This is a genomic window from Skermanella sp., from assembly GCF_059503625.1.
This window is the reverse complement of the sequence record NZ_JCACHA010000273.1, coordinates 1-3,062: the sequence shown is the minus strand read 5'-3', so window position 1 is coordinate 3,062 and position 3,062 is coordinate 1. Positions and strand designations below refer to the sequence as shown.

Sequence of the window (3,062 nt, the reverse complement as noted above, 5' to 3'; positions counted from 1 at the left end):
GCCGACATCGCCGCGCCGGCTGGCCGGCGCCCGCTTCGATTTAGCACGACCTACGGCAGGAGCGCCTTCACTAATCAACTTCTTCAGCCCCAGGTATCACAGAAACGTTCTCACCCCCTCACCTCTCTCCCGAGAAGGGTGGAGAGGGGACTTCAATCGGGACGCCCTCTACAGCAGCGACAACTGATCCCCCGCCTTCGGCGGCGGGCGGAACTGCGTGCAATCCAGGTCCCAGCGCCGGCCGGTCAGGTTCAGCCGGCGGCACGCCAGCTTGAAGCGCCGCGACAGCAACTCCGCGATCGGGCCGGTCCCGGTCATCCGGGTCCCGAACTCCGACTGGTACAACCCGCCCGCCCGCGCCTGCCGGATCAGGCTCAGCACCCGGTCGGCGCGGTCCGGGACGTGCTCGCGCAGCCATTCCTCGAACAGGTCTTTGATCTCCAGCGGCAGCCGCAGCAGGATATAGCTGCCCCCGACCGCCCCAGCGGCGGCGCCCGCCTCCAGAACAGCTTCAAGCTCGTGGTCGTTCAGCGCGGGGATCATCGGGCTTGCCAGCACCGAGACCGGCACCCCGGCGGCCGTCAGTTCCCGGACCGCTTCCAGCCGCCGCGCCGGAGTGCTGGCCCGAGGCTCCATCCGCCGCGCCAGCTCCCTGTCCAGCGTCGTCACGGAAACCGCAACCGCCGCCAGCCCGCGTTCCGCCATCGGCCCCAGGATGTCGAGGTCGCGCGTCACCAGCGCCGATTTGGTGATGATCCCGACCGGCTGGTTGAAGTCGCGGCAGACCTCCAGCACCGAGCGGGTGATCCGCTCCGTCCGCTCGACCGGCTGGTAGGGATCGGTATTGGCCCCGATGGCGAGCGGCTGACAGACATAACTCTTTGCACGAAGATCCCGCTCCAGCAGCTCCGCCGCGTTCTTCTTGCGGAAGATCCGCGTCTCGAAATCCAGCCCTGGCGACAGCCCGAGATAGGCGTGGGTCGGCCGCGCGAAGCAGTAGATGCAGGCGTGCTCGCAGCCCTTGTACGGGTTGAGCGATTGGTCGAACGGCACATCCGGAGACGCATTGCGCGTGATCGCCGTCCGCGCCGAATCATCCCCGACCACCGTGGCCGGCCCCCGCTCCTCCTCCCGCCCGTCCTCGCCCCTGGCATCCCAGCCATCATCGACCAGCACCCGCCGCTCGCGCTCGAAGCGCGACGACTCGTTGCTGATCGCCCCCCGGCCTTTCAGGGCAGTGCGCCGGATCTCGTCCATGGCGGCAGGATAGGCTGATTGGGCGTGAACATAAAGGGAACATTTATGATCCCCCCCCCGCACGGCGCCTGCTTGGCAACTCCCAAGCCTTGTGCAAATCTTTGTACGTCAATAAGGAGACTAAGACCGCCTAATAAAACCATTTTTCGACGAAGCGGAAGGTTATGAGAGCGGTGGCGAGGCAATGGAAGGCCTCGAAGATGTCGGCACGACGTTCGTAGCGGACGACGATCCGCCGGAAGCGGGCGAACCATGCCAGGGTGCGCTCGACTTTCCAGCGGTGGCGGCCGAGGCGCTCGCTGTTATCGATGCCGCGGCGCGCGATGCGGGGGATGATGGCGCGCCGGCAGCGGGCGAAATCATAGCCCTTGTCGGCGTGCAGCTTGGCGGGCCGGCCGGCGCACTGGCGAATGGCCGGGATGGCGTCGACCGTGGCTTCCAGCATCCGGCTGTCGTGGACGTTGGCGGCCGACAGGGTCACGGCCAGCGGGATGCCGTTGGCGTCGATGACGACATCGCGCTTGGAGCCTGCCTTGCCCCGGTTGGTCAGGTTCGGCCCGGTCTCAAGGCCCCCCTTTTGGCCGGAACGCTGGAGCTGTCCAGCGCCGCCCGGCTCCAATCAATCTCATTGGCCGTACCCAACCGGTCAAGAAGGACATGGTGCAGCCTCTCCTACACCCCGGCGGCCTGCCAGTCGCGCAGACGCCGCCAGCAGGTCATCCCGGAGCCGCAGCCCATCTCCTGTAGCAGCATTTCCCACGGAATGCCGCTTCTCAGAACAAACAGAATGCCGGTCAACGCCGCTCGATCATCGACCGGCGGCCGACCGCCTTTCGGACGGGGCGGGCGCGCCGGAAGCAACGGCGCCACGACCGCCCACAGCTCATCGCTGACAAGGGGTTTCGCCATGCCCTTCAGATAGGCAGCGGCCCACCTTGATCAAGGTTTTGTTAGGCGCTCTAAGTGCCCGCAGCAAAACTGCCATACTCCTGCAAGGAAAAATTTTATACATAACGCTTTTTTTTCCTTAAACGAGAATGCTTTGTTTCCTTATCGGCTTATTCAACACGTTTTGTATCTTTATCCTATTAAATTGGCTCAAAAGCGTTGGACCTCATACCAGCAGTTTTATACAGTGTTGGCATAGATTATCGTGATAGCACATGGATGTTATGCTACATGCTAAAGGTCGAAAGTCTGTCTTTTCGGTTCAAGACACACGCCATAAGTCAAACAGTCACGAGAACGATCAAGGGATTTTCCATAGGTCGGCGCAATGTAGTACGCGGCATAGTAGCCGATGCGCAACGGGGCGAACTTCCCACTGCAGGGATTGATGCCCTACGGAACAATGTGAACGAGACCGATATGGTCGCGGCCGCGACGATTCTCGATTCACCCGCAGGTCTGCGCAAGCGGTCGGTCACCAGCCTATTGCAGGGCGCCGTGCCTCGGATCCATAAACTTCAAGCCAAGAGCGCCCGTTTGGAGGCAGCTTATGCATGTGGGTTCATCAACGCTTGGTCCACCGAATCGACTGAGGCTATCAAGACAATCGCAGTCCTATCGCGCCTGACGCAGGTGCCTTTGAATGACGCAATCATAGCTTTGCAGGAAGCCGTCGAAGAGAAAAGCATTGGTATTCTTGAATTTACGCGTGCAGACGAATACCTAGTCGAGCAGATTGCGCGCGAAGCGTTTTTCGAGTTCTGCGTCAATAACGAATTTGGTATCGAATCCTATCTTGGGAGGCGAATTCGTCACAATACACTGCACGGCGTCATGACGAGCAGCGTAGACGCGGT

At 61.8% G+C, this 3,062-nt stretch carries 2 protein-coding genes and 1 pseudogene; 1 reads left to right on the top strand and 2 read right to left on the bottom strand.

What is annotated here, in order from left to right; genetic code table 11:
- Positions 1-168: 168 nt before the first annotated feature.
- Together AC5JJ6_RS06440 and AC5JJ6_RS06435 are read right to left on the bottom strand one after the other, a co-directional pair.
- Positions 169-1,257, bottom strand: coding sequence for a PA0069 family radical SAM protein (locus AC5JJ6_RS06440; RefSeq protein WP_496041246.1), 1,089 nt, complete (start codon positions 1,255-1,257; stop codon positions 169-171).
- A gap of 130 nt (positions 1,258-1,387) precedes the next feature.
- A pseudogene (locus tag AC5JJ6_RS06435) lies at positions 1,388-2,166 on the bottom strand (IS5 family transposase).
- Positions 2,167-2,436: 270 nt separating this feature from the next.
- On the opposite strand from AC5JJ6_RS06435, the gene AC5JJ6_RS06430 reads away from it, so the two are divergent.
- Positions 2,437-3,062 (top strand): hypothetical protein (locus AC5JJ6_RS06430; protein WP_496041245.1); only part of this gene is annotated, 626 nt, incomplete at its 3' end.

What these genes read in the sequence shown, in the direction of transcription:
- AC5JJ6_RS06440 (WP_496041246.1), bottom strand. Translation starts at nt 1,257, where the DNA reads ATGGACGAGATCCGGCGCACTGCCCTGAAAGGCCGGGGGGCGATCAGC.